Origin of the sequence: Sphingopyxis sp. Root1497 (assembly GCF_001427085.1) — a bacterium.
GTDB lineage: Bacteria > Pseudomonadota > Alphaproteobacteria > Sphingomonadales > Sphingomonadaceae > Sphingopyxis.
This window is the reverse complement of record NZ_LMGF01000003.1, coordinates 736559-763068: the sequence shown is the minus strand read 5'-3', so window position 1 is coordinate 763068 and position 26510 is coordinate 736559. Positions and strand designations below refer to the sequence as shown.

General features: G+C 66.7%; 25 protein-coding genes. 10 read left to right on the top strand and 15 right to left on the bottom strand.

What is annotated here, in order from left to right; translation table 11 throughout:
- Positions 1-68: 68 nt before the first annotated feature.
- Entirely contained in the window at positions 69-344 is a 276-nt protein-coding gene (locus ASD67_RS06995) for a DUF3297 family protein (RefSeq protein WP_056345235.1), read from the bottom strand.
- 82 nt (positions 345-426) lie between these two features.
- Positions 427-2766 (bottom strand): TonB-dependent receptor, encoded by a 2340-nt coding sequence (locus ASD67_RS06990; RefSeq protein ID WP_235535597.1) that lies wholly within the window; start codon positions 2764-2766, stop codon positions 427-429.
- Between the two features lie 198 nt (positions 2767-2964).
- On the opposite strand from ASD67_RS06990, the gene ASD67_RS06985 reads away from it, so the two are divergent.
- A complete protein-coding gene (locus ASD67_RS06985) occupies positions 2965-5898 on the top strand; it encodes a CHAT domain-containing protein (protein ID WP_056345233.1) in 2934 nt (977 codons plus the stop codon).
- 15 nt (positions 5899-5913) lie between these two features.
- On the opposite strand, the gene ASD67_RS06980 is transcribed toward ASD67_RS06985, so the two are convergent.
- The 7 genes from ASD67_RS06980 to typA form a co-directional block, all read right to left on the bottom strand.
- The gene (locus tag ASD67_RS06980; RefSeq protein ID WP_162248552.1) at positions 5914-6345 is read right to left on the bottom strand and encodes a hemerythrin domain-containing protein; all 432 of its coding nucleotides are present in this window, start codon (positions 6343-6345) and stop codon (positions 5914-5916) included.
- Between the two features lie 288 nt (positions 6346-6633).
- A complete protein-coding gene (locus ASD67_RS06975) occupies positions 6634-7134 on the bottom strand; it encodes a hypothetical protein (RefSeq protein ID WP_056345227.1) in 501 nt (166 codons plus the stop codon).
- A 54-nt stretch (positions 7135-7188) separates the two neighbouring features.
- Positions 7189-8250: a pyrimidine utilization protein A gene (rutA, locus tag ASD67_RS06970; RefSeq protein WP_056345225.1), complete on the bottom strand. Its 1062-nt coding sequence runs from the start codon at positions 8248-8250 to the stop codon at positions 7189-7191.
- Positions 8251-8253: 3 nt separating this feature from the next.
- Positions 8254-9036 (bottom strand): pyrimidine utilization protein D, encoded by a 783-nt coding sequence (rutD, locus tag ASD67_RS06965; RefSeq protein ID WP_056345221.1) that lies wholly within the window; start codon positions 9034-9036, stop codon positions 8254-8256.
- On the bottom strand, positions 9029-9412 hold the full coding sequence (locus ASD67_RS06960; protein ID WP_056345218.1) for a Rid family hydrolase: 384 nt from the start codon (positions 9410-9412) through the stop codon (positions 9029-9031). The genes rutD and ASD67_RS06960 overlap by 8 nt, the downstream gene beginning before the upstream one ends.
- A complete protein-coding gene (rutB, locus tag ASD67_RS06955) occupies positions 9412-10140 on the bottom strand; it encodes a pyrimidine utilization protein B (protein ID WP_056345213.1) in 729 nt (242 codons plus the stop codon). The genes ASD67_RS06960 and rutB overlap by 1 nt, the downstream gene beginning before the upstream one ends.
- 110 nt (positions 10141-10250) lie before the next feature.
- Complete coding sequence (gene typA / locus ASD67_RS06950) at positions 10251-12083, bottom strand: translational GTPase TypA (protein WP_056345210.1); 1833 nt, start codon at positions 12081-12083, stop codon at positions 10251-10253.
- Positions 12084-12351: 268 nt separating this feature from the next.
- Between typA and ASD67_RS06945 the strand changes: the two genes are divergently transcribed.
- Genes ASD67_RS06945 through ASD67_RS06935 form a run of 3 tightly spaced genes read left to right on the top strand, consistent with a single transcriptional unit; the run spans position 12352 to position 15290 of the window.
- Positions 12352-12885: a GbsR/MarR family transcriptional regulator gene (locus tag ASD67_RS06945; protein WP_056345207.1), complete on the top strand. Its 534-nt coding sequence runs from the start codon at positions 12352-12354 to the stop codon at positions 12883-12885.
- Positions 12886-12894: 9 nt separating this feature from the next.
- Positions 12895-14286, top strand: coding sequence for a cytochrome ubiquinol oxidase subunit I (locus ASD67_RS06940; protein ID WP_056345204.1), 1392 nt, complete (start codon positions 12895-12897; stop codon positions 14284-14286).
- Positions 14283-15290: a cytochrome d ubiquinol oxidase subunit II gene (locus ASD67_RS06935; RefSeq protein WP_056345202.1), complete on the top strand. Its 1008-nt coding sequence runs from the start codon at positions 14283-14285 to the stop codon at positions 15288-15290. The genes ASD67_RS06940 and ASD67_RS06935 overlap by 4 nt, the downstream gene beginning before the upstream one ends.
- 62 nt (positions 15291-15352) lie before the next feature.
- Here the strand turns inward: ASD67_RS06935 and ASD67_RS06930 are convergent, their stop codons facing one another.
- From ASD67_RS06930 to ASD67_RS06920, 3 genes are all read right to left on the bottom strand, one after another.
- Entirely contained in the window at positions 15353-16009 is a 657-nt protein-coding gene (locus ASD67_RS06930) for a hypothetical protein (RefSeq protein ID WP_056345200.1), read from the bottom strand.
- An 88-nt stretch (positions 16010-16097) separates the two neighbouring features.
- On the bottom strand, positions 16098-16766 hold the full coding sequence (locus ASD67_RS06925; protein WP_056345197.1) for a D-Ala-D-Ala carboxypeptidase family metallohydrolase: 669 nt from the start codon (positions 16764-16766) through the stop codon (positions 16098-16100).
- Positions 16763-17416 carry a 5'-methylthioadenosine/S-adenosylhomocysteine nucleosidase family protein gene (locus tag ASD67_RS06920; RefSeq protein WP_056345194.1) on the bottom strand — a complete coding sequence of 218 codons (654 nt, stop codon included), beginning with the start codon at positions 17414-17416 and terminating at the stop codon, positions 16763-16765. Before ASD67_RS06920 ends, ASD67_RS06925 begins: the two co-directional genes overlap by 4 nt.
- A gap of 218 nt (positions 17417-17634) precedes the next feature.
- On the opposite strand from ASD67_RS06920, the gene ASD67_RS06915 reads away from it, so the two are divergent.
- From ASD67_RS06915 to ASD67_RS06890, 6 genes are all read left to right on the top strand, one after another.
- Positions 17635-18594 carry a bile acid:sodium symporter family protein gene (locus tag ASD67_RS06915; RefSeq protein ID WP_056345192.1) on the top strand — a complete coding sequence of 320 codons (960 nt, stop codon included), beginning with the start codon at positions 17635-17637 and terminating at the stop codon, positions 18592-18594.
- Between the two features lie 65 nt (positions 18595-18659).
- Complete coding sequence (locus ASD67_RS06910) at positions 18660-19871, top strand: toxic anion resistance protein (protein WP_056345190.1); 1212 nt, start codon at positions 18660-18662, stop codon at positions 19869-19871.
- Positions 19868-20611: a hypothetical protein gene (locus tag ASD67_RS06905; protein ID WP_235535596.1), complete on the top strand. Its 744-nt coding sequence runs from the start codon at positions 19868-19870 to the stop codon at positions 20609-20611. Before ASD67_RS06910 ends, ASD67_RS06905 begins: the two co-directional genes overlap by 4 nt.
- A gap of 79 nt (positions 20612-20690) precedes the next feature.
- On the top strand, positions 20691-22124 hold the full coding sequence (locus ASD67_RS06900) for a GGDEF domain-containing protein (RefSeq protein WP_056345185.1): 1434 nt from the start codon (positions 20691-20693) through the stop codon (positions 22122-22124).
- Between the two features lie 60 nt (positions 22125-22184).
- On the top strand, positions 22185-22811 hold the full coding sequence (locus ASD67_RS06895; RefSeq protein ID WP_056345183.1) for an OB-fold-containig protein: 627 nt from the start codon (positions 22185-22187) through the stop codon (positions 22809-22811).
- A 69-nt stretch (positions 22812-22880) separates the two neighbouring features.
- Positions 22881-24608 (top strand): flotillin family protein, encoded by a 1728-nt coding sequence (locus ASD67_RS06890; RefSeq protein WP_156377600.1) that lies wholly within the window; start codon positions 22881-22883, stop codon positions 24606-24608.
- Between the two features lie 118 nt (positions 24609-24726).
- On the opposite strand, the gene ASD67_RS06885 is transcribed toward ASD67_RS06890, so the two are convergent.
- From ASD67_RS06885 to ASD67_RS06875, 3 genes are read right to left on the bottom strand one after another with little or no spacing between them, the layout of a single operon-like run.
- Positions 24727-25059, bottom strand: a complete 333-nt coding sequence (locus ASD67_RS06885) for a hypothetical protein (RefSeq protein ID WP_056345181.1) — start codon at positions 25057-25059, stop codon at positions 24727-24729.
- Positions 25056-25661 carry an RNA polymerase sigma factor gene (locus tag ASD67_RS06880; protein WP_056345178.1) on the bottom strand — a complete coding sequence of 202 codons (606 nt, stop codon included), beginning with the start codon at positions 25659-25661 and terminating at the stop codon, positions 25056-25058. The genes ASD67_RS06885 and ASD67_RS06880 overlap by 4 nt, the downstream gene beginning before the upstream one ends.
- Positions 25591-26211 (bottom strand): hypothetical protein, encoded by a 621-nt coding sequence (locus ASD67_RS06875; protein WP_056345176.1) that lies wholly within the window; start codon positions 26209-26211, stop codon positions 25591-25593. The genes ASD67_RS06880 and ASD67_RS06875 overlap by 71 nt, the downstream gene beginning before the upstream one ends.
- Positions 26212-26510 lie beyond the last annotated feature (299 nt).

Here is a 26510-nt window from a genome sequence, read left to right as displayed (position 1 = left end):
AAACGAAAAAGCCCCGGCTCGCGCCGGGGCTTTTTTGGTTGTAGCGGACGCCAGGTGGCCGGCGCGTCTCAGTCCTCGGACGGGGCGTCGTCCGCCTTGTCGGCGACGACATCCTCGAACCAGGCTTCGACCTCGCCCAACAGCTTGATCGTCATCGGCTGGCCGAAACGGTCCTTCGACTTGCCCGCGGCGACGCGGATCCAGCCTTCGGAGATCGAATATTCCTCGACGTCGGTGCGCTCCTTGCCCTTGAAGCGGATGCCGATGCCGCGTTGCAGCACCTCCATGTCGAAATGGGGCGAGCGCGGGTTGGTCGACATATGGTCGGGCGGCGTATCGGTCATAAAGCAATTCCCATAAAAAGATGGCGCGGCCCTAGCGGGGCCGCGCCATCATCGTCAATCGGGAAGGCGTTTCGGCGCCGCGTCAGAAGTCGCCCTTCAGCGTCACGAAGAACTGCTGCGGCGCTCCCGCGAGCAGGGTCTGGCTGTCGCCGCGGTTGGCGAAGCCGTTGGTGCCGATCGTCGAGACATAAGCCTTGTCGAACAGGTTGGTGGCATTGGCCTGGATCGTCAGGCCGCCGAGCATTCCATCGGTGAAGTGATAGCCGATGCTGGCGTCGACGATCACGAACCCGCCCACAGCGGCGTCATTCTCGAACGAATAATAGCGCTTCGACGTGTAGTTGGCGCCGACCCGGGCGAAGATATTGCCATTGTCCCACGTGATCTCGCCCTTGGCGAGATGGCGGGGCGAATTGACCACCGTCTTGCCCGCGGTCGCCGCGATCACGACATTCGCGGCGTTGACGACATCATCCTGATATTCGGAGTCGTTATAGGCGTAGGAACCGAAGAGCGAGAGGTCGGGGGTGACCCGGAAGGTCCCCGCCGCCTCGATGCCCCATGACCGCACGTCGCCGACATTCTGCAGGATCGCCGGATTGCCCTGGATGCCCGAACCATTGGCGAAAGCGATGATGCGATCCTTGAAGTCGACATAATAGCCCGCGACGACGCCCTGGAAGACGGGCGACTTGGTGCGGAAGCCGAGTTCATAGGTGGTCGAGGTTTCGGGTTTCAGGTCGAGCGCGTCGAAGCCCGCCTGCGTCGTCGCGAAAGGCCCGCCCGTCGCCGAGCTTTCGAAGGCGCGCATATTCTGCGTGTAGCTCGCGAACAGCTCGTTATCGTCGTTCAGGCGGAACAGCACACCCGCCTGCGGCAGGAACCAGTCCTTCGCCACCGTGCGCCCCGAGGCGAGCCCGCCGCTCACCACCGGGCTAGCCTCGTTGGTGACCTTGAGTCCCTTCCAGCCCGCATTGATCTGGACCTGCCCGAGGTCGAGGATGTCCTGGACGTGATATTGCAGCGTTTCGGTCTTGAAATCGAATTCCCACTGGGTCGCGAGCGGATCCTTGGGGAATTTCAGGCTGCCGCGGCTCGGCGCCCCGGTGGTGTTGGCGAGGCCATAGAAGCGCCGCGCCTGGTTGAAATCATTGTCCTCGTACCACAGGCCGAGATCGAGCGTATTGGCACCGATCTTGAACTCGCTCGACGCGACGACACCATAGCGCTCGATCGCATATTCGGTGGTACGGATCGTCATCGGCGCGCCGCCCGGCGTGGTCACATAGGGGGTGAACCACAGGCCGCGGCCGCGATTGCTGTGATAATAGCCGGTCGCCTTCAGCGTCCAGTTGTCGGTGACCGGCACGTCGCCGCCGATCCCCGCGAGCCAGTCCTTGCGCAGCCCCGATGCGTCATAATAGGCATCGTCGACGGTCAGGATCGGCGCCGGGAAGGCCTCGCCAGCGCCCGGATAGGGCGCGGTATAGGTCGCACCCAGCGGCAGGCTGCCGTTGGCGACACCGGCGTTGAACGCTGCGCGCGTGACCTGGTTCTGATAGACTTGCGCGACGCGGACCGCGAGGTCCCAGTCCTTGGCATAATTGTCCCAGTCATAGCCGAGACGGCCGATCATTTCGGCGCTGAGGTCCTGATAGTCGTTTTCGGCGCGGTCCGAATAATTGACGAAGCCGAACAGCTTGCCGTCGCCGACCGGCTGGACGAGGCGCGCATTGACCTGATGCTGGCGCTGGACGCCGTCGCCCTTCCACTTGTCGGCATCCTGCCAGGCATAGCTGACCGCGAGCATCGGGCCGCCGGACATGATTTCGCCGCTGTCGAGGCGGACGAAGCCGCGCTTCGTATCCTCGCTGCCATAGGTGCCCGAAAATTCGACCCCCATGTCGGCCTTGGGATCGCGCGAGAAGAATTCGATCGTGCCCCCGAGGTTGCTCGAAGAAGCGGCGGCGAGCGCGCCCGCGCCCTGCGCGACCTCGACCCGGCCGACATTCTCGCTGATCAGCGCGCGGCTGATATGCAGACCGTTATGGTTGCCATAGCTCATGTCGCCGAGCGGAATGCCGTCGAGCGTGAAGCCGAGCTGGTTCTGGCTGAAACCGCGGATCGAGATGCGCGACGACCATTCATAGGCGCCGAAGGCATCGGCCGACTGGAAATTCACGCCCGGCAGCTTGTCGATCGCCTTCAGCGGACTGATCCCCGCGACATCGAGCGCGATGTCCGCGGCACCCAGTTCCTGCACCTGGCGCGCCTGGCCGGTGCCGAGTACGACGATCTCTTCGGCCGGACCGGCATCGACGGCAGCGCCGTCCGCCGCGTCGGCGGCATAGGCCGGCGTCGCCGCGAGCATGGCGATCAGCGCGGCGCCCGCGCGCAAGCGGCGGCTCATAATCTGGTTCATCGATAGTCCCCTCTGCCCGCGCCGAAATGGCGCCGGGATGCGCCGCGGCTTTAGGGAGGCGATATTGCGGCGCAGCGGCACAGGCATGACCCGGCGATGACAGGATGACGACGAGGACTGTCATCTTCGCACCTCCGCTTGCGAGCGGCGGCAAAGCTTGGCATGAGCACGTCCGGGTCGCGTATCGGGGAATGAACCATGACGATACGCCGGGCGGGTTTCGCCCTTAGCGCCGCGATGCTCGCGGCATCGACCCTGCCGGCCTTCGCGGTCGAACTGCCCCCCTGCCCCGCCGACAACGGCGGCCCGTGCGACGAGGCGGCGAACACGCTGGTTGCCGACGTGATCGCCCGGTTCGAAAAGGCAAATGGCGAGGAGCAGGTTCAGGCCGCGCTCGCGCTCGTCGACCTCGTCGCCCAATATCGCAACCGCTTATCGGAGCGGAACGCGTTCAGCGCCGACACGGGGCTGTGGATCTATTTTCGCGACGACCGCGACCCCGGTGATGCCGATTACCAGCGGGTGACGAACAAGATGCGCGGCTATGCCACCCGGGCAGCCGCCGCCAAGGACGTCGAGAGCGAGCTATTCTTCCTCGACTGGATGAGCCTCGGCCTGTCTTATGAGGAGCGGCTGGCGCACGCGCGGTTGATCCATCGCCGTGCCGCCGAACATGGCCTGCTGACCACATCCCCGGCCCGCAGCGCCCGCGTCAGCCTCGAAATCTATGGTCGCGAACTGCTCGAACAGGGCCGCTATGCCGAGGTCGCGCGCGCGCTCGACGACACCTATGCCGAGCTCGAGGCGGCGGGGATGACGGTCGACAATTGGGAACTGCAACTGCGCTATGCCGAGGCCCTGAATTTGGTGCGCCGCGACGAGGAGTCCGATCGCGCTTTCGACGCGCTGCTCGTCATGCTGGCCGGTCCCGAATATAACGACTATCAGCGCCAGTTCGCGAACAACCAGATCAGCTATTACCGCAATATAGCGGGCCGCTTCGCCGCCGCCGAGGGGCCGGGGCGCATCGCCGCGACCGAGGGCGAACGGCTGCAGGGCCGCGAAGACATCGGCACCCAGAAATCGCGCTATAATTTCGCGCTCGCACTGCTCGGGCAGGGCAAGGCCGAAGAATCCCTGCCCTATTTCGAGGAGGCGTTGCCGATCCAACTCGCGGCCGAACGCGGCGGCGGCTGGTACGACGCCAAGACCGATACGATCATCCTGCTCACCACCCTCGCCCGCGCGCGCGCGCAGGTGAAGGGGCGCGAGGCCGACGGGCTGACGGCGGCGATCGACGCCGCCGACCGGCTTCGTCAGCGGCGCGAGGCCGGGCTGGCCACCGACGACGCCAATCCTGCCGTGGCGGCGCTGGCGAAAGCGGTCGCGCGCGGAACCCGCCGCAACCCGCAATCGGGCGCCTTCGACATGGTGATGTTCGCCGGCTGGGCCGCGCGCAATCAGGATAGCGCCATGGATCAGGCCTTTCTCGCGGCGCAGGACCTGACGCTCACCGATGCCGGCGACGCGATCAACCAGGCCGCCGCGCGCAATCTGGCCGGCACCGGCTCCCTCGGCGAACTGGTTCGCCAGCGACAGGACACCGCGCAGGCGGTGGTGTCGCTGAACCAGCGCTATCGCGACATGGCGCTCGGCAAGGACGAGGCCAAGGCAGGAGCGCTCCGCTCCGAACTCGATGCGGCGGCAGCGCGGCTCGCGCCGCTCGACGCGCGCATCGCCGCCGAGTTTCCCGACTATGCGACGCTGGTCACCCCCAAGGCAATCGACGTTGCGGCGGTGCAGGCATTGCTTGAGCCCGACGAGGCGGTGCTGATGCTGCTGCCGTCGGAGGGGCATCATTATGCTTTCGCAATTTCGAAGCAGGGCGCGCGGTGGCACCGCTTCGACGACGGCGCGGCGCCCGTTGCCGCCGACGTCGCGCGGCTCAAATGCCGGATCGACGAGAATACCTGCTCGCTGCCCGACTATGACGCGCTGGTCGCCGCCGAGGACAAGGGCGGCCCCAGCCCGATCGACAAACGCTATCCGCGCTACGACCGTGCGGCGGCCTGGCGCCTCTACCAGCGCCTGATCGCTCCGGTCGCGGCCGCGCTGCCCGAAGGCGGACGCATCTACACCGTCGCGAGCGGGCCGGTGGCGGGGCTGCCGCTCGCTGCGCTGGTCGCGAGCGAGCCGGAGGGCGAGGCCGAAAGCGGCGCCGAGGCCGACCTTGCCGCGACCGACTGGCTCGCCAAACATTATCGCTTCGTCACCCTGCCCTCGGTCAGCGCGCTCGCGCTCGCCTCGCGCGAAAGCGGCGCGCTGCCCGCTTCGCGCCGTCCCGACCTGGTCGCCTATGGCGCGCCGACCCTCGTCGGCAACGGCAAGGCCGGCGCGCGGGGCGCCGACGGGACGCTGCGCAAGCGTGGCGGCGTCGGGGTGCGCGGCGGCGGGCTGACGCTGGCGAGCGGCGACAAGACGATGGCGTCGGTCGACAAGCTCCGCAAACTCGACCCGCTGCCCGGCACCGTCACCGAACTGACCAGGCTGTCGGCGGCGATCGCACGCGGTGGCGGCGTCCGCCTCGGCCGCGACGCGACCGAGACGGCGGTCAAGGCCGACCGCGAACTGCCCCGCGCGATCGCGGTCGTGTTCGCGACGCACGGGCTGCTCCCCGGCGAAATGGGCACCGGGTCCGAGCCCGGTCTCGTCCTCACCCCGCCGGGCAAGGCGAGCGCGACCGACGACGGCCTGCTCACCGCCAGCGAGGCGGCGGCGCTGTCGCTGTCGGCGCGCTGGGTCGTGCTGTCGGCGTGCAACACCGCGACCCCCGGGGTGGAGGCGGGCGCCAGCGGCGAATCGCTGTCGAGCCTTGCGCGCAGCTTCCTCTATGCGGGGGCGGGCAATCTGCTGGCGAGCCACTGGCGCGTCGCGGACGACGCCACCGCGGCACTGACCGTCGAAGCGCTCGCGAACAAGGACGCGACCCCGGCGACCGCGCTCGCGCTGGCGATGGAGGCGGTGCGCACCGGCAAGCGCGCCGACGGGTCGGTGGTCGAGGGATGGCAGCCGCACTGGGCGCATCCGGCGAGCTGGGCGCCCTTTACGCTGGTGACCAACCGCGATCGCTAGGCCGCGGAATGGCCGTCAGGCGCGCGCGGTGCGACGCTGCACTGTGTCGAGCCGCTCGGCGGCGGGATAAAGATCGGCCTCCTCGCGCTCGATCCGCATTCCGATCGCGTCGAGTATCGCCTCGGTTTCGCGGCAGAAACCCGGCCAGTCGCCGGCGACATTCTCCGCCGTCCAGCGCGCGTCATAGGCCATGAACTCTTCGGCCAGATGCCCCGTCTCGTGGACGAATTCGCCCGCCAGCCGTTTCAGGGCGGCATCGCCGCTCGCCAGGAGCCGCGGATAGAGGACCCAGTCCTCGCATTTCAGGTGACGCACCAGCGTGTCGCGAAACATGCCGCGCACCGCGGCGAGTTCGGTCGGGCGCGGCGGCTGCGGCGCGGCGGCGATATCCATCAGGAAGCGCGAAAGGGTGGCGAGGGCCGCATGTTCGGCGCGCAGTCGCCGCATTTCATGGACCATATGCATAGGGCCGCCCAGTTTCGAGTGGTCCCTCGCAGCCCGTCCTAGGTCTTGCCCGTGAAAAGAGGGTTAAGCGGCCTTTGCCATTAGGGCCGGCATGGGTGTTTGCCGACCGGTTTTGCGTCGAAAATCATTGCCAAACTGGCAGCGCCTGCCCGATCGACGGCGAGACCGGGCGCCTCGTCTTCGCCTTCGATCTCCTCAAACAGGAGGGCAAGTCGCTCGCGAAGCTCGAACGCAAGGGCTGGGTTTCGCGCACTCCCGGTTGCCGGACGATCAGTTGTTGTTGCACTCGCCGCCGGTGCAGTTATCGGGGTCGCCGCTGGCCGAAAGCGCGAGCGCCCCGCCCACCACGACAAGCACGCCGACCACGACCAGCGCCGTCGTCGTGCCGCCCGACAGATTGTTGCGGTTTTTGTCCGCTGGCCGCCCGCCGGGGGTGTAGCGCGCCGGGGTCAGCCGCAGCCCCGCGAGCGAAAGCTGCGGTGCGGAATCATCGCCGCGAAAGCCGAACTCCAGCCCCTCGCCGATCCGCCAGTTGGGACTGCGAAGGTCGCTGCCGCCGCTATGCTGCATCGGCGCGATGGTCAGGCCGGCGCGGATCATCGGCTTCTCGCGTCCACTTCCGCCCAGCGAGATGCGGATGCGCGCGCCCGCAAAGCCACCCATTTCAACCGGGCCGATTCCATTCATGTGCGGCGCGGGGCCGACCGTCTGGGCATGCAGCGGAGCGGCGCAGCTTGCCGCGAGCGCGATGATCCATATCGATGTTTTCATGGCGACTCCTCCCGCGCCGAATGTGCTGCCCGTTTGTGGCGGAAAGATGGACCGTCAGCCGCCGCGGCTCTTCATCAGCGGCTGGATTCGCGTCCCGAACGCTTCGACCCCCTCCAGAAAATCGTCGAAGGTCAGCAGCACCCCGCCGGTGTTCGGCACTTCGGCCATCTCGTCGAGCATGCGCGCGACGCTGGCATAGCTGCCGACGAGCGTCCCCATATTGATGTTCACCGCCCCTTCGGGCGCCGCGAGCTGGCGGACGTTGGTCGTGCTGTTGTGCTTGTCGGCGCCGCCCTGATCGATCAGCCACGAGATCGCATCGACATCGACCCCGTCGTTATACGACTTCCACTTCGCCATCGCTTCCTCATCGGTCTCGGCGGCGATAATCATCACCAGCACGAACACCGACACGTCGCGCCCGGTCTCCGCGGTCGCGACCGCGAGCCGCTCGTTGTTCGATGCGAAGGCGGTCGGGGTGTTCACCCCCTTGCCGAGGCAAAAGGCGTAATCCGCCCATTGCGCCGAGAAGGCGAGCCCCTCGTCCGACGAGCCGGCGCAGATGATCTTCATGTCGCCTTCGGGCGTGGGGCGGACGAGACAATCGTCCATCTGGTAATAGTCGCCCTTGAAATCGCTCCGCCCCGTTTCCCATAATTCGCGCAGGATGCGGGCATATTCGTCGAGCATCTGGTAGCGGTTGCGAAAATGCTCGTCGCCCGGCCACAGCCCCATCTGGCTATATTCGGGGCGCTGCCAGCCGGTGATCAGATTGAGCCCGAAGCGGCCATGGCTGATGCTGTCGATCGTGTTGCACATCCGCGCCGCGAAGGCGGGCGGGATGACGAGCGTCGGGCAGGTCGCATAGATCTTGATCTTCTCGGTCACCGCGGCGAGCCCCGCCATCAGCGTGAAGCTTTCCAGCCCATATTCCCAGAATTCGGTCTTGCCGCCGAAGCCGCGCAGCTTGATCATCGACAGCAGAAAATCGAGCCCGTGCCGCTCGGCGGCCTGCGCGATCGCCTTGTTGAGGTCGAAGCTCGGCATATATTGCGGCGCGTTTTCGCTGATCAGCCAGCCATTGTTGTTGATGGGAACAAAGACGCCGACTTGCATGGCTTATCTCCTGAGGAAATCGAGGACGACGCGGTTGAAACTCTCGGGATCGGTGACGTTGCAGGCGTGGCCGCCCCAATCGAAGATGTGCGTTTCGGCCCAGCCGACCGGCGCCGCGACATCGAGCGCGCTGGCGAGCGGCACGAGCATATCGTCGCGCGTCGCGATAACGAGCCATGCCGGCGTCGCGGTCATGTCGATCAGAGCGGGCGAATAGGCGCGCACTGCCGCGATGCGTTTTTCGACCGTCGCGGCGCCGGGAAAATGCGCGAGCTGCCGTTCGGCCTCGGCGACCAGTTCGGCATCATGCGCCGAAATCCAGTCGGGCGGATAGAGGAACAGCGGCTGGGCATGGAGGAAGGCGGCGGGGCCGCTACCCCGCAGCAGGTTGAGCCGGACGTCGAAGCAGCGCGCGGTATGCGGGTCGAGCGTGCGCCAGCCGTTGACGACAACGAGCCGGTCGATCCGCGTCGTCATGATCGCCAGTTCGATCCCGAGCATGCCACCAAGCGCGTGGCCGATGAAGCTCGCCTCCCCGATATCCAGCGCGTCCATCAACGCGATCACATCGGCCGCCATGTCGTCGACCGACGTCGTGGGCGGCAAATCGCGACGGCTGCGCCCCGTCCCGCGATGATCGTAGAGCAGGACGCGGTAATCCGCCGCGAGTGCGGCGAGGTTGGGCGTCCAATAGCTGGCCGATCCGCCCAGCCCCGGCGACAGGATCAGCGGCGGCGCATCCTCCGGCCCGTGGAGTTCATAATAGAGGCCCGCCGCCTCAGCCAATGTGCGCGACGCTCGCGATCTCGACGAGGCAGTCGGCCTTCACCAGCTCGGCCTTGATGCAGTAGCGCGCAGGCTTGGCGCCCGGGAAATAGTCGGCATAGACCGCATTGAACGCCGCATAATCGGCAAAGTCCTTGAGGAAGATATGGTTCATCGCGACATCCTCGAGCGTCGCGCCCGCGGCCTCGAGGGTAATCCGGATGACATCGAGGATATGCCGCGTCTGCGCCGCCGCGTCGCCGATATGGAGCACCACCCCGCCCTCGCCGAGCGCCAGCACGCCCGACACATAGACGGTGTTCCCGGCCTTCGCGCCGGCCGAATAGGGCGCGATCGGGGTCGGGAATTGCGGCGGGTTGATCGGTTCGAACGGCACTATTCATCTCCCTGGGGTTGCTGGCCGATGCTGCCGCAGAAATCGGCGACATTGCTCACCCAGCCAAAGAATTTTTCGACATTATAGACGGTCGCGTCGCGCACATAATCGGGACCCAGATGATGCGTCGCATCCTCCAGCATCACCGAAAAATATTCGAGGTGGAACGCATCGCGCAGCGTCGATTCGACGCAGACATTGCTGGCAATCCCGACGAAGACGATCGTGCGGATGCCGCGCGACCGCAGGGTGCTGTCGAGCTGTGAGTTGAAGAAGGCCGAATAGCGCGTCTTGTGTAGCCGGATGTCGCCCGGCTGCGGCGCAAGCGCCTCCACCAGCTCATAATCCCACCCGCCGCGCGCCAGAAGCTGCCCCTGCAATTCGGGCCGCGCGCGCATCGTCTTCAGCGCATTCGACTTGTGCCAGTTCGGCGACCCCGGCCCGCCCGCCTCGACATAGTCGGCGTCCCAGCCATTTTGCAGATAGATCACCGGCATGCCCGCGCCGCGCGCGACGCCCAGCACCTGCACGATCCGCCCGATCACTCCCGCAGCGCCCGAAATGTCGAAACCGGCAAGATCGACATAGCCGCCCTTCGACGCATAGGCATTTTGCATGTCGATCACGACGACGGCGGTGGTCGCCGGATCGACGATCAGCGGCTCGGGCCGCGCGGGCAGGATCAGCTTCGCTCCGTCGCCGGGTGCCGTATCGACCGCAATCGCCATGGGGTCCCCTTCAAGCCAGGGAGGCAGCTTCCCCGAAAGCGGCAGGCGATGCAAGCCGCCGCCGCCCAAAAGAAAACCGGCGGCCTTTTGAGGGGCCGCCGGTTCGAATTTTACGCCATTTCTTTCTTGCGCGAGGCCTTTTTGCGCTCGTGCGGGTCGAGCAGGCCTTTGCGCAGGCGGATGTTCTTCGGGGTCACTTCGACCATTTCGTCGTCGTCGATATAGGCGATCGCCTGTTCGAGCGTCATGCGTTTCGGCGGGGTCAGGCGGATCGCGTCGTCCTTGCCCGTCGAGCGGAAGTTCGTGAGCTGCTTCGACTTCATCGGGTTGACCTCGAGATCGTCGGGCTTGGCATTTTCGCCGATGATCATGCCCTCATAGAGCGCCTCGCCGGGCGAGACGAAGAGGATGCCGCGCTCTTCGAGCGGGCCGAGGGCGTAGGCGACGGCGTCGCCATTGCCGTTCGAGATCAGCACGCCGTTCTGGCGGCCGGCGATATTGCCCTTGTACGGGCCATATTTCTCGAACAACCGGTTCATGATCCCGGTGCCGCGCGTATCGGACAGGAATTCGCCATGATAGCCGATCAGACCGCGCGACGGGCCCGAGAAGGTGATGCGCGTCTTGCCGCCGCCCGAGGGGCGCATGTCGGTGAGGTCGGCCTTGCGGACCTGCATCTTCTCGACGACCGTGCCCGAATGCTCGTCGTCGACGTCGATGACGACGGTTTCATAGGGTTCGGTGCGCTTGCCGGCCTCGTCCTCGCCATAGAGGACGCGCGGGCGGCTGATGCCGAGTTCGAAGCCTTCGCGGCGCATCGTTTCGATGAGCACGCCGAGCTGGAGTTCGCCGCGGCCCGCGACTTCGAAGCTGTCCTTGTCGGCGCTTTCGGTGATGCGGATCGCAACATTGGTTTCGGCTTCGCGGAACAGGCGGTCGCGGATCATGCGGCTCGTGACCTTGCTACCCTCGCGGCCCGCCATCGGCGAATCGTTCACCGCAAAGCGCATCGACAGCGTCGGCGGATCGATCGGCTGCGCGGCGATCGGTTCGCTGACGCTGGTGTCGGCGATGGTGTTGGCGACGGTCGCCTGCGAAAGCCCGGCGATCGCGACGATGTCGCCCGCGCGCGCTTCCTCGACGGGAACGCGCTCCAGACCGCGGAAGGCGAGCAGCTTCGACGCGCGGCCGGTTTCGATCACCTTACCGTCCATGTCGATCGCGTGGATCGGCTGGTTGACCTTGACGGTGCCCGACTGGACGCGGCCGGTCAGGATGCGGCCGATGAAGTTATCGCGGTCGAGCAGCGTGGCGAGGAAGGTGAAGGGACCGTCTTCGGGCAGGCCCGGGGTCGGGACGTGGCTGACGATCGTCTTGAACAAAGGCTCGAGCGTGCCCTCGCGCGCGTCGGGGCTGTCCGACGCGAAACCGCCGCGGCCCGAGGCGTAGAGGATCGGGAAGTCGAGCTGTTCGTCATTGGCTTCGAGCGTCAGGAACAGTTCGAACACCTCGTCGAGCACTTCGGCGGCGCGCGCGTCGCTGCGGTCGATCTTGTTGACGACGACGATCGGCTTGAGGCCGAGCGCGAGCGCCTTGCCGGTGACGAACTTGGTCTGCGGCATCGGGCCTTCGGCGGCATCGACGAGCAGGATGACGCCGTCGACCATCGAGAGGATACGCTCGACCTCGCCGCCGAAGTCGGCGTGGCCCGGGGTGTCGACGATGTTGATGCGCGTCAGGTCGGCGCCTTCGCCCCATTCGACGCTGGTGCACTTCGCGAGAATGGTGATCCCGCGTTCCTTTTCGAGATCGTTCGAGTCCATCGCGCGCTCTTCGACGCGCTGGTTATCGCGGAAGGTGCCCGACTGACGGAAGAGCTGGTCGACGAGGGTGGTTTTGCCGTGATCGACGTGCGCGATGATGGCGATATTGCGCAAAGACATGCGGAAAGGCCTTGATTGTGAGGGAGCGGCAGTGGCTGCCGCGATCGGCGCGCGCCTAGCAGAAGCCTTGTTGCAGCGCAACGAAATTGCCGAAGTTGGCGAAGGTGTTGCGAAGCGTGGGGCGCGCCGAAGAAGTTTCAATTATTATTGAAACTTCAGAAATTCGCGCTATACGAGTCGCGTGGATCCCTCCTCCGCCCCCGACTCTCCATCGCCGCCGTTTCGGCTCTCCCCGCTAGCGCAGGCTTTTGTCCTGCATTTCGGCGAGATGGGGAGCCGCTGGGGGATCAACCGCACCGTCGGACAGATTTATGCGATGCTGTTCCTCGCCGACGGTCCGCGCCACGCCGAGGAGATCAGCGAGGCGCTGGGGCTGTCGCGCGGCAGCGTCTCGATGGGGCTGAAAGAACTCGCAAGCTGGCGGCTGGTGCAATTGAAGCACCTGCCCGGCGACCGGCGCGACTATTATGCGACCCCGCGCGACGTGTGGGCGATCTTCCGCACCCTCGTCGAGGAGCGCAAGAAACGCGAGATCGACCCGACGCTGACGACGCTGCGCGCGCTGCTGATGGAGCCCGCGACCGACCCCGCCGACCGCTTCGCGCAGGAACGCATCGCGGCGATGCACGAACAGATCGAGCTGCTCACCGACTGGTATGCCGAGATGGAGCGGCTCGACACCGAACGGCTGCTCCAGCTTTTGCGGCTCGGCGAGCGTGTGGTAAAAGCGCTCGAGTTCAAGGACCGCATGCTTGGCCGCGGGAAGGGTGTCTCGACTTCGCTCGACACAAACGGGGGGTAGCAGACGACGATGGACGCACTTGACCCGCTGATCCTCGCGCGCATCCAGTTCGCGGCGAACATCAGTTTCCATATCCTGTTTCCGACGATCACCATCGCATTGGGCTGGGCGCTGCTCGGCTTCAAACTCGCGTACAACCGCACCGGCAACGCGGCGTGGATGGACGCGTACCGCCTGTGGGTGAAGGTCTTCGCGCTGAGTTTCGCGATGGGGGTCGTCTCGGGCATCACGATGAGCTTCCAGTTCGGCACCAACTGGCCGGGCTATATGGAAAAGGTCGGCAATGTCGCGGGGCCGTTGCTCGCTTATGAGGTGCTGACCGCCTTTTTCCTCGAGGCGGTGTTCCTGGGGATCATGCTGTTCGGGTTCAGCCGCGTGCCGAACTGGGTGCACACGCTCGCCACATGCCTGGTCGCGGGCGGCACGACGCTGTCGGCCTTCTGGATCATCGCGCTCAACAGCTGGATGCAGACCCCGGTCGGCTATGAGATCCGCGATGGCGTCGTCCATGCGACCGACTGGTGGGCGATCGTCTTCAACCCGTCGATGCCGTACCGCCTGATGCACATGCTGCTCGCCTCGGCACTCACCGTATCCTTCCTGATCGCGGGTATGTCGGCGTGGCGCTGGCTGCGCGACGGCGGCGGCGAAGGGGTGCGGCGCACGCTGAAAGCCTCCCTCTATGCCGCCGCACTGCTGATCCCGGTGCAGATTTTCGTCGGCGACATGCACGGGCTCAACACGCTCGAACATCAGCCGCAAAAGATCGCGGCGATGGAGGCCAATTGGGAGACGCGCAGCCATGTCCCGCTCGTGCTGTTCGCGATCCCCGACGAGAAAGCGCGCACCAACCATCTGGAAGTCGCCGTGCCGTCGGGCGCCAGCCTGATCCTGAAGCATGAGGCCGCAGGCGTCGTTCCGGGACTCAACGATTATGAAGGCAACCATCCGCCGGTCGCGCCCTTGTTCTGGGGATTCCGGATCATGGTCGGGCTGGGGGTGCTGATGCTGGCGATCTCGTGGTTCGGCGCGTGGAATATCTGGCGGCGCGGGGTCGACAGATTGCCGCGCTGGTACGCGCGCGCGCTCGTCGCGATGACCTTTGCCGGCTGGGTCGCGACGCTCGCGGGCTGGTATGTCACCGAGATCGGACGCCAGCCCTGGCTGGTCACCGGCATCCTGCGCACCAAGGACGCGGTCGGGCCGGTCGGCAGCGCGATGGTCGCGGGGTCGCTGACACTCTATCTTGCGGTCTATGTCGTGCTGCTGACCGCCTATATCGCGGTGCTCTACCGCCTCGCGCGGCTCGGCAAGGCGGCGCCCGACGCGAAGCCGATGTTCCCGATCCCCGGTGCCGCCCCCGGCCCCGCCGAACCGCTAGAAGAGGGAGTGACGCCATGACGCCGTTCATCGACCCCTGGTGGCTGCCGGTGATCTTTGCGGGCCTCATGGGCCTGTCGATCCTGCTTTATGTCATCCTCGACGGTTATGACCTCGGCGTCGGCATGCTGACGCGGCTGGAGAAGGACGCGAACCGCGACCTGATGGTGGCGTCGATCGGGCCGTTCTGGGATGCGAACGAGACCTGGCTGGTGCTCGGCATCGGGTTGCTGCTCGTCGCCTTTCCGGTCGCGCACGGGTTGATCCTGACCCAGCTTTATCTGCCGGTCGTGCTGATGCTGGTTGCGCTGATCCTGCGCGGGGTGAGCTTCGAATTCCGCGCCAAGGCGCCGCCCGAGCAGAAGCATCGCTGGGACGCCGCCTTTTTCTATGGCTCTTTGCTCACCGCGCTGTGCCAGGGCTATATGCTCGGCGCCTATGTGCTGGGGTTCGACCAGAGCCTGTCGTCGGTATTGTTCTGCCTGCTCGCGGCGCTCGGGCTGGTCGCGGGATACCTGTTCGTCGGCGCCTGCTGGCTGGTCTACAAGGTCGAGGGCGATTTGCAGAAGCGCGCGGTGCGCTGGGCCGAGGTGACTTTGTGGCTGACCGCGCTGGCGATGGCGATCATCTCGATCGCAACGCCGCTCTTGTCGGAGCGCATCTTCGAACGCTGGTTCCGCCTGCCCGAGATCATCGCGCTGCTGCCGATCCCGATCGCCGCCGCGACGCTGTTCGCCGGGCTCGCGATCTTCCTGCGCCGGCCACTGCGCGAAAAGGACGAATTGTCATGGGTGCCGCTGGCGACCGCGGGCATCTTGTTCGCGCTCGGCTTCGTCGGCATCGCCTACAGCTTCTACCCCTATCTGATCGCCGACCGGCTCGACATCTGGCAGGCGGCGGCGTCGCCCGAATCGCTGAGCATCATCCTGATCGGCGCGCTGTTCGTGCTGCCGGTGATTTTGGGATATTCGATCCTGTCGCACTGGATCTTTCGCGGGAAAGCGACGCATTTGAGTTATGAGTGAGGGGTGGGCGGGCTGTCCGCTTTCATCCGGCACAGGCTGCGTTCGGGGTTCCGGCGCCGCGCTCAGACGTCCAGATTGCTGACGCGCTTCAATTCCGACCGCAGGCGTTGCTCGTCGAAGGCATGCTGCTCGAACGGGCCACCGCGCTCCACCCAGAACAGGAACAGATGCGCCGACCATTGGTTGGGATTGGGCGTCATGCGACCGTGGCGCAGGTCGATGCCGCGATAGAGTACGGCGTCGCCGGGCTGCATCTCGACCGCGGTAAAGGGTTCGTCACCGAAATCGTCGACGCACGGCCCCTCGCCCTTCACCGGCACCGACCCGACCTCCAGCGGCCATGGCACGCCGTCGCTGTAAACGAGCGTCAGCGACACGCTGTGCTCGCACGAGGGGCGATCCGAATGGACCCGGCAGATGTCGTCCTTTCCATAGATGCGGAAATAGTCGTAGCTGGGCAGCAGGTCCGCCCCGGTCAGTTCGCTGACGATCGGCGTGAGGCCCCACAAAAAGGTCGTCAGCGGCCGGTAGAAATGGCCGGAGATGTCGATCGTCTGCTTTTTGGAGAGCGGGTGCGGCTTGGCAAAGGTGTCGAAACTCTTGCCCGCGGCCGACAGGTCGAGCTCAATCTGCCGGAACAGGTTCGCGGCGACCTCCGGCGGGATCAGGCCCCGGATCGTCGCATAGCCATCGTCTTTATAATTGCCTTCGATTCGCATGCGCCGACTTACCGCGCCTTGGCCGCCTGCCGAAGCCCGATTTTTGCGACGCGCTATTTGGCCGTTTGCCGCCGTTCGTCATCCCGGATCAAGTCCGGGGTGACGGGCGGGGTGGAACGGTCAGAGTCTGGCACGGCGACGACGCCGCGTGATAGTCGGCGCCCCAGCGGCGATAGCCGGCGGTGTCGATGTGGAAGCGGGTGACCGCGTAGATGCCGAGCCCGACATCGAACCGCGCGCCGGTGCGGGTGTGGAGCGGGCAGAGGCGCGCGATCAGATCGTCGCGCGACAGCGGCGCGACCGGTTCGAGGTCGAGCGCCGCGAAGCGGAGGTGGCGGCTCGCCTTCGCGCCCTTGAAACAGCTGTTGGCGACGGGGTCGCGATAACCCGACACGATACGCACCGGCCCGGTGACCGGGACCAGCTCATCGCGGATATAGCGCAAGGTCGGCACCATCGCGGGCCAAAGCACGCGCGGCGGGACGGCGAAGGGCTGGCCCGCCTTGCAGCGGCGCCAGCGCGCGTCGCTGCGCAATATGTCGGCGAGCGGCAGGACGTCGCCGACGCCCCGGCTTTTCAGATAGGTCTCGATTCCCACGACATCATCCTTCGCGGCGCCGAGGCGCCAGGCGGCGAAGAGATCGGCGTCCTTTTGCGGCGCGACGCCGATGATCGGGGCGACCGAGCGGGTGAGCAGCGCCCAGCCGGCGGCCGCGGCGACGATCAACAGCAGCGCGGCGACCAGCGCGCGCCTCACAGCATCGCGACCAGTCGCTCGACCTCCTGCCCCGCAGCCCGCGCGGCGCGGACGAGGTTCGCCTGGAAATCGCCGCCGCTTGTGTCATTGGCATCGTCGGTGACCGCCTTGATCGCGGCCCAGGGCTTGGCGAGGCGCGCCGCGACCTGTGCGACCGCGCCGACCTCCATGTCGACGAGCGTCGCGCCGAGATTGGCCTTCAAATCTGCGGCGGCGTCGGGGCAGGCGACGAAGCTGTCGCCGCTGGCGATGCGCGCATGCGGCAGGCCGAGGCCGGGGTCGGCCATCGCGGCGAAATGCGCTTCGCCCGCTTCGCCCATCGGCCAGTCGCCGGCGCGGTAGCGGCGGAAAAGCCCGGGTTCGTTCGCGCCATAATCATGCTGCACCGCCTCGGCGAGCCAATAAGCGCGGCCGGGTTCGGCGCCGAGCGCGCCGCAGGTGCCCGACATCAGGAGGATGTCAGCGTCGGTCGCGAAGAGGCCGGCGGCGAGCGCGGCGTTGACCTTGCCTAGGCCGCAGGTGGCGATGGTGACATTGTGGCCGTGGGCGGTGAGGCGGCGGACGGGAAAAATGCCATGGATCGGGGTGCTGGTGCCGGGGAAGAGGGCGTCGGCTTCTTCGGGGAGGGCGGCGAGGATGAGGAGGTTCATGGGGCGGGTTTAGCTAAGTTCGCGGCCAAGCCAATCCTCCCTGTGGCGAAGCCATGGGGAGGTGGCGGCGCGGGGCGCTGACGGAGGGGCCGACGCCTTCAAAGGCTGGCGCAAGGCCGCAGCCCCTCCACCACCTTCGGTGGTCCCCCTCCCCATCGCTTCGCGACAGGGAGGATCGTGGCTTGCCAACCTCGCCCTCTCCCGCCATCGCGGCCCCCATGTTTTCCCGCATCTTCCCCGACCGCTTCGTGCCCTTGCTCCTCGCGACGATCCTGCTTGCCAGCCTGCTGCCGGTGCGCGGCGCGGCGGTGCCCGTGGCGCAGGGCGTTTCGACCGCGGCGATCGTCTTTCTATTCTTTTTGAACGGCGTCCGCCTGCCGCGCGACGAGGTGCTGCACGGCATCCGCAACTGGAAATTGCAGGGCGGCGCGCTCGCTTTCTGTTTCGGGATCATGGCGATGTTCGGACTCACCGCGCAGGCGGCGACCGCATCTTTCCTGCCCGCGACGCTGGCGCTCGGTTTCCTGTTCCTCGGCATTCTCCCTTCGACCGTCCAGTCGGCGACCGCCGCGAGTTCGATGGCGGGGGGCAATGTCGCGGCGAGCGTCGTCGCGGCGGCGCTGCTCAACCTGATCGGGGTCGTCGCCTCGCCCTTGCTGTTCGCGGGCCTCGCCGGGAGCGCGGGGGAGATTCATGGCGAAGCGGTGCTGCGGATCGTCGCGATATTGCTGCTGCCCTTCATCGTGGGGCAGTTGGTGCAGCGCTGGCTGCGGCCGTGGGTTCTCGCGCACAAGGGGCTGGCGACGGTCATGGACCGGACCGCAATCGCGATCGCGGTCTATGTCGCCTTTTCGGCCGCGGTCGTCGCGGGCATCTGGAGCCTGCTCGACGCGCGCGAGATCGCCATCGTGTTCGGCGTCGTCGGGGTGCTGCTGGCGCTGGCGTTCAGCGGGGCGTGGGGGTTCGGCGCGCTGCTCAAGCTGGCGCGCCCCGACCGGATCACCCTGCTGTTTTCGGGGGCGCAAAAGAGCATCGCGGTCGGCGCGCCGCTCGCCGCGACGCTGTTTCCGCCCGCGGTCGCGGGCATGGTGCTCGTGCCGATCCTTGTCTATCATATGGCGCAGCTGATCCTGTCGGCCTGGCTGGCGCCGGTGCTGGGCAGGGCGAATCAAGTGTGATGCTTGAATAACACAGTGCCGCGTGCCATATAGGAAAGCGGTACGGGGGCCCGAAAGGAAGACGAATGAGCGAGCAGACCGCAACCGCGACGGCAACCGACGAACTAAAGCTGACCCCGCCCGATCCGGTGCCCGTGGTGTCGCCCGAAAAGGCCGCGGGGCTGGTGTCGCTGTCGACCGAGCAGAAATCGAAGCTCGAGGAACGCGTCGACGGCTTCATAGACGACCTCGTCGCGCAGGACGAGAACAGCCCCGAATTCGGCCAGCGGATCGACCAGATCACCAACATGGGCCGCAAGGAAATGCTGGAGGCGGCGAACCAGTCGAACCGCTTCCTCGACCGGCCGGTGAAGGCGATGGACCGCGACAGCGACATCGGCATGAACCTGATCGAGCTGCGCAACACCGTCGAGCGGCTCGACCCATCGGCGAACGGCAAATTGCTGTCGAAGCGCGGGTTTCTCGACAAGATTTTCGGGAGCAGCGTCACCAATTATTTCGCGCAATATCGCAGCGCCCAGTCGCATATCTCGGGCGTGCTGAACGCCTTGTCGAACGGCAAGGACGAGCTGTTGATGGACAATGCTGCGATCGACGTCGAGCGCCGCAAGCTGTGGGAGGCGATGGGCAAGCTCGAGCAGATGATCCACATCGCCGGCACCCTCGACGTGCGGCTGGAGGCCAAGGCCGAGGAACTCGACGGCACCAATCCCGCGAAAGCCAAGGTGCTGCGCGAAAATGCGCTCTTCTATGCGCGGCAGCGGACGCAGGATCTGCTCACGCAAATGGCGGTGACGGTGCAGGGTTACCTCGCGCTCGACCTCGTGAAGAAGAACAATATCGAGCTGGTGAAGGGGGTCGACCGCGCAAGCACGACCACCGTCGGCGCGCTCAAGACCGCGATCACCGTCGCGCAGGCGATGACCAACCAGAAGCTGGTGCTCGAACAGATCACGGCGCTGAACACCACCACCGCGAACATCATCGACGGCACGTCGAAGATGCTGAAGGACAACACCGCGCGCATCCACGAGCAGGCGGCGTCGAGCACGATCCCGATGGAGACGCTGAGCCGTGCCTTCCAGAACATCTATGACACGATGGATGCGATCGACACCTTCAAGCTCAAGGCGCTCGACAGCATGAAGACCACGGTCCAGTCGCTCGAGGGCGAGGTCGCCAAGTCGAAGGGCTATATCGCGCGCGCCGAGGGTGCGAGCCAGGCGCAGGCGAGCGTCGGCGGCGCCGACAGCCCGCTCGCCTCGCTCGAAGCGTGACCGGGGCAACGATGGCGATGAGCGAAGTCGACAAGATCAGCGCGCTCGGCAACGCCGCGATCGAGCGGTCGCGCGAACGGCGGCGGCCGATCGGGACCAAAAGCGTCGCGCTGCGCCGCCAGCATCTGTACAAGAAGCTGGGCCGGATGCTCGTCGCCGCCGGCGTCGTGTTGCTCGGTGCGGCGGTGTTCGGGTTGCTGATCCAGCCGCTCGGCTTCGTCGGCCTGCTCGCGCTCACCGTGTTGCTGATCGGGGTCGCGGTGCTGTTCGGGCGATCGCCCTTCCCCGAGCCGCGCCAGGCCGACCTGCCCAAGACCGATTTGAAGCAGCTCGCGGGGCGTACCGAAATCTGGCTGGAGGCGCAGCGTCCGGCGCTGCCTGCCCCGGCGCGGACGCTGGTCGACGGCATCGGGGTCCAGCTCGACCTGCTCGCGCCGCAGCTCCAGACGCTCGATGCGTCGAGCCCCGCCGCGTCGAACATCCGCAAGCTCGTCGGCGAGGATCTGCCCGAGCTGGTCGCCGGCTATCAGCGCATCCCCGCGGGGCTGCGCACCGAGGCGCATGCCGGGCGTACCCCCGACGAGACGCTGCTCGGCGGATTGAAGACGCTGGAGAGCGAGATCGGCCATGCCGCACGCAGCCTGGCGGCGGGCGAACTCGACAAGCTGGCGACGCGCGAACGCTATCTGCAGCTGAAATATCAGGGTGTCGGCGACGAGGACGGACCCCCGACCCTCTGAAATTCCAGGCGGCTTACTGGCGGTTAACGCCCTGACTCTATAGCATCGGCTTTCCGGAACCGGGTTTCGGGAGGCATAGTTGGACGAAATCAAAGACGGACCGCGAACGCGCGATGATGCGGGGACAAGGGGCAGCCGGGGCCGTGCCGCGCTGATCCTGTTCGCGCTGGTCTTCGCCGCAAGCCTGTTCGGCATCTACACGCGCCCGATCGGTTTCCTTGCCAATTTGTGGCCGGCCAATGCGATCATGCTCGCCTTCCTGCTCCGTGTCCCGGCGGGCCGGACATGGCAGGGCTGGCTTGCGGGCGCCGTCGCCTATCTTGCGGCAGACCTGCTGACCGGGGCCAGCCTGCCCAAGGCGCTGCTGCTCAACAGCGCGAACCTGGCGGGCATCGCGACCGCCGCCGCCATTTATGCGCGCCGACCCGCCGACATGATCCGGCTGCGGCAGCCCGCGTCGATGCTGTTCCTCGTCCTGACGGTCGCCGCGGGGGCGGCCGTGGCCGGCGTGATCGGAGCGGTCGCCAACCCCTGGCTGTTCGGGCGGCAGCTGTTGTCGGGATGGTCCTTCTGGTTCGCGACCGAGTTCGTCAACTATGTGACGATCCTGCCGCTGCTGCTGGCCGCACCGTCTTTCGGCGCGCTGCCCGGCGCCATGCGCGAGGGACTGCGCGCGCTGCCGACGGCGCGCATCCTTCCGATCGTCGCGCTGGCGCTGTCCTGCTTGCTCGCGGCGATCGTCGGCGGCCCCGGCGCGATCGCCTTTCCTGTTCCGGCGCTGCTGTGGTGCGGTTTGACCTATCGCGTCTTCACCGTCGCCATCCTGACCCTCTTGTACGGCAATTGGGCGCTGATCGTGCTCGCCTCGCGGACCGGCGTCGATGCGGAAATGATGATGATCTCGATCCGACTCGGCGCCGCGCTGGTCGCAATCGCGCCGGTCACCGTCGCCTGCATCGCCGAAAACCGCAACGAGTTGCTCGGCCGGCTGCGCCCTATCGCCGCGCATGACCATCTGACCGGAACCCGTGCCCGCGGCGCCTTTCTGGACGATGTGCAGGCTTCGCTGGCGAATGCGCGCGCACCCGCCGCGATCCTGATGATCGACATCGATCATTTCAAGGCGATCAACGACAATCACGGCCATGCCGCCGGCGACCGGTTGCTGCAGTCCTTTGCCGGGCGCGTTCGGTCCTGCCTGCGCGACGGCGACCATTTCGGCCGGATGGGGGGCGAGGAGTTCGCCATATTCCTGCCCGCGACGAACCGGGCCGTGGCGAGCCGGATCGCCGCCGGCATCCTCGGCGCGCTGCGTGACGATCCGTTCGAGGTGGACGACGATCGCGCGATCACCCTGACCGCCAGCATCGGGATCGCCCTGATCGACGGATCGTCGCCCCCGGCACCGGAGTCGTTGTTCGCCGCCGCCGATGAGGCCCTTTACCGGGCGAAAGGTGCCGGGCGGGACCGGGTCGAAGTCGCGCGGCACGACCCCGTCGCGCTGGCCGGCTGACCCGCGCCCGCACGCGCGCATCGCTTGCCAAGCGCGAGTGCCGGCGCCACAAGGTCCCGGATGTTCGACCAGTTTTTCGCTTCCGAAAATGTGATCTTCAGCGCCGCGCTGTTATTGATGTTGCTGATCGGCGCGGTGCAGGCGCTGGGCCTCGTCGGCGATGTCGAGGGCGCGCATGTCGGCGACCATGACGGCGACGCCGGCGCGGCCGAGGCGCTGCTCGCCTGGGCCGGGATCGGGCGCGTTCCCTTTCTGATGTGGCTGGTCGTCTTCCTCGCGCTGTTCGGGACGCTAGGGCTGGGGTTCCAGCAACTGCTGACGGCGCTGACCGGCGGCCCCGCGACCAGCCTGTTGGCGGCGCCGGTGGCCGCGGTCGCCGCGCTCCCGCCGACGGGCGCCGCGGCGCGGGTGATCGCGCGCGTCTTCCCGGGCATCGAGACCACCGCGATCGATCGCGACGAATTGATCGGCACGCGCGCGACGATCACCGTCGGAACCGCATCGCCGGGAAATCCGGCGCCCGCCAAATGCACCGACCGTCACGGCCAGCCGCACCAGATCATGGTAGAGCCCGACAGCGCAGACCAGCGATTCCAGACCGGCGAGACGATCTTGCTGGTCAAGCGCGACGGCGAAATATTCAAAGGCTTTTCAAACGGCGATTTCTATTTACCCCGCCTCGACTGACCTTAAGATTGCCCCATGGCGCCCCCGATTCCGGGGGCCGAAAACAAGCTTTGGGGGCAGTAAAATTCCATGATGATTGAAATTGCGATCTACGCCGGCGTCGGGCTTGCGGTCCTGCTGATCCTGGGACTGATCATCACCCGGCTTTATCGCCGCGCGACGAAAGAAATAGCTTTTGTCCGCACCGGATTTCGCGGCGAACGCGTGATCATGAACGGCGGCGCGCTGGTGCTGCCGGTGCTCCACGAAACGATGCCGGTGAACATGAACACCGTGCGGCTCGCGGTCGAGCGCAAGAATGTCGACGCGCTGATCACGCTCGACCGGCTGCGCATCGACGTGAAGGCCGAATTTTACGTCCGCGTCCGGCCCGATGCCGGCGCGATCGGGATGGCGGCGCAGACCTTGGGCCTGCGCACGATGAACCCCGAGGCGCTCAAAGACCTGGTCGAGGGCAAGTTCGTCGACGCGCTGCGCTCGGTCGCGGCGGGCATGACGATGAACCAGCTGCACGAGCAGCGCGCCGATTTTGTGCAGAAGGTGCAGCAGGTCAGCTCGAACGATTTGTCGATGAACGGACTCGAACTCGAATCGGTGTCGCTGACCGGACTCGACCAGACGTCGATCGAGCATTTCAACGCCAATAATGCATTCGATGCCGAGGGCCTGACCAAGCTGACCGAGCAGATCGAGCTGCGCAAGAAGGCGCGCAACGACATCGAACAGGATACGCGCGTCCAGATCGAGACCAAGAACCTCGAGGCCGACAAGCGCAGCTTCGAGATCAGCCGCGACAATGAATTCGCGCGGCTGGAACAGGAGCGCGAGGTCGAGATGCGCCGCGCCGTCCAGGCCGCCGAGATCGCGCGCGAACAGGCGCAGCGCAACCAGGAGGCCGAGGGCGCCCGCATCCAGGCCAAGCAGCTGGTCGACGCCAAGCAGATCGAGGCCGATCGCGCGATCGAGGAAGCGCGCATCGCGCAGGAGCAGGCGGTCGAGCTGGCGCGGCAGGAACAGCAGATCCTGATCCAGAACAAGAGCCGCGAGGAAAGCCAGGCGCGCGGCGAGGCGGACGAGGCGCGCGCCGTCGCGGTTGCCGCCGAGGAACAGGTAGCAACCGCGCGCGAGACCGAGATCGCCGAGCGTTCGAAGCGGATCGAGCTGATCGAGGCGGCGAAGGAAGCCGAGCGGCAGGCGATTTCGGTGAAGGTGCAGGCCGAGGCGGAGAAAGAGGCGGCGGCGAACCGCGCCTCGGCGCTGCGCTTCGAGGCCGAGGGCGAAGCCGACGCCGAGAAGTTGCGCGCCGAGGCGGCGCGCGTGCGCTTCGAGGTCGAGGCTGCGGGCCAGCGCGCGATCAACGAGGCGGCGAACATCTTGTCGTCGAACCAGATTTCGCTGCAAACCAAGATGGCGCTGCTAAAAGTGCTGCCCGAGGTGGTGCGCGAAGCCGCCAAGCCGATGGAGGCGATCGATTCGATCAAGATCGTCCAGGTCGACGGGATCACGCAGAATGGCGGCGGGAGCGGCGGATCGGGCGGCGGCACCGGCGACCATGGCGGTGGGGGCGGCGGCAACCTCGCCAGCAATGCGGTGTCGGCGGCGCTCGCCTATCGCGCGCAGGCGCCGGTGATCGACGGGCTGATGAAGGAACTCGGCTTCGACGGCGGCTCGCTCGACGCGCTGATCGGCGGCGCGACCGCCGAGGCCGGGTTGCCGGTCGCGACCCCCGCACCGCGCGCCGGCCGCAAGCCGCGCCCCGCCGCGCCCGAACCGGTCGAGGACGACGACGAAGCCTGAGTTTTCGGGTCTTTCCAATCCCCGCCGGCTGAAGGCCGCAGGGATTGGAATGGTTGGCGGACCGAAAGATCCTCCCCGTCGCGCAGCGATGGGGAGGAATTTCAGCCCGAAGCCTTCCCTAAGCCCCGCGCAGCCTTTGCGTCCCGCCGAACCACAAGAGCAGGATCAGCAGCAGCGGCGGTGCGAGGCCCCATTGCGCGGGGCCGGCGAGCGGCGCGAGCAGTGCGGTTCCCGAGAGGAGCCAGAAGGCCGCGAGCAGCGCCATCACCGCCAGTGCCTCATAGGCGAAGCTACGCCAGAAGCGGGCGCGGGCGCGGGCGTATGCGGCCTGTACGTCGATCGCGCGGTCGACCTGCACCGCGAAGGCGCGGTCGCCGGGGCGCGTCGGCGGCGCGAGCATCGCGGCCAGAAACGCATCGGGCATCGCATCCATGTCGTCCGACCCGGTCATCCCGCGCCTCCTTCGCCGATCAGTTTCTGCGCCTTGGCGCGGCCGCGCAAGACCAAAGATTTGAGCGTGCCGAGCGGCAAGCCCATGATCTCGGCGGCCTCGCCGTGCGACCAGCCATGGCCGAAGCAGAGGGTGAGCGCGGCGCGTTCCTGCGCCGACAAGCCCGCGAGCAGCCGGTCGGCGTCGATCGCGGCGTCGGTCGCGGGGTGCGGGTTGCTGCTGGTCGCAGCGTCCTCATCCCGCTTCGCGAGCGTTTCGCGCCGTTTCGCGGTGCGCCGCTGGTCGAGAAAGAGGCGCCAGCCGATCCCCATGATCCACGCCGCATAACTCCCCTGCCCGCGATAATCGCCCGCCCGGGTCCAGGCACGAACGAACGCCTCCTGCGCGAGGTCGTCGCCGTCGGCGTCACTGCCGGCCGCGCGCGACAGGAAGGCGCGCAGCCGCCCCTCGTGCCGCAGCACGAGGAGCTGGAAAGCGGCGCGGTCTCCCCCGGCAACGCGCTGGTTGAGCGCAATATCGGCATGGGCGTCCTCATCCCTGCGCAGCGGCCCGTTCCTCGGCAGCCGCGGCGCGCGCGAGGCGGCGGCGGACGAGCAGGGCAATGCCGACAAAGGCGGGGAAGAGCGCGGCGCCGGCCGAGATGCGGATCAGTTCCTCATGCCCCTGGATCAGCCCGAAGCCCGCCATGGCGAGGCCGATCGCGAGCAGGACAAGCGCATTGCGATCTTCGTTGCTGCCGGTGTTGGACGATGCAGCGGCGCCCAGCGCGCCGAGATGTTCATAGGGCTTGTTGAGCTTGTCGATCAGCGGCGCGACCGCGTCCGATTTCGCCTCGAGCGCGCGGCGGATCGAGCGATGGAGCATCCACGCATGGATGAGCCGCGCGAGCAGGAAAAAGCCGATGACGAACAGCGCGACCATCGTGATATTTTCCATCAGGCGGAAAAAACTGTCGCTGACCGCGACGAACTCGGTGGTCGGCGGCGGCGGCGGCATGAACGACGCGATGTCGCGCGGGTCGATATAGGAGGCGACCTCGGCGGGGCTGATCGATTGCGCGGGCATCGTGACGGGTGCGGCAACGGCGGCGGGCGGAACGGCCGGCGGGGCTGCGACAGCAGCGGCCTGGGTCGCGGCCAAAAGATGGAACATCGTCTTTCTCCCTGCATGCCCGAAGGCATGGTGAAACCACAGGCGGCGACCGCGAGCAAGGCCGCTGAGCCGGACCGCCCCGGGGAGAGCGGATGGCCGATCAGAAACCGCGCCGCGGTCGCCGCAAGGACCGGCTGTTGGGGCCGGTCAACTGCTAGACGGCACGAGCGTGCGCCGTGGATGCAGGGTTTGGAGAAAAATTGCTCGTCATTGCGAGGAGCCGGAGGCGACGAAGCAATCCAGAGTAGGCGTAAACCGCTCTGGATTGCTTCCCCCGGCATTCGCCGGGGTCGCAATGA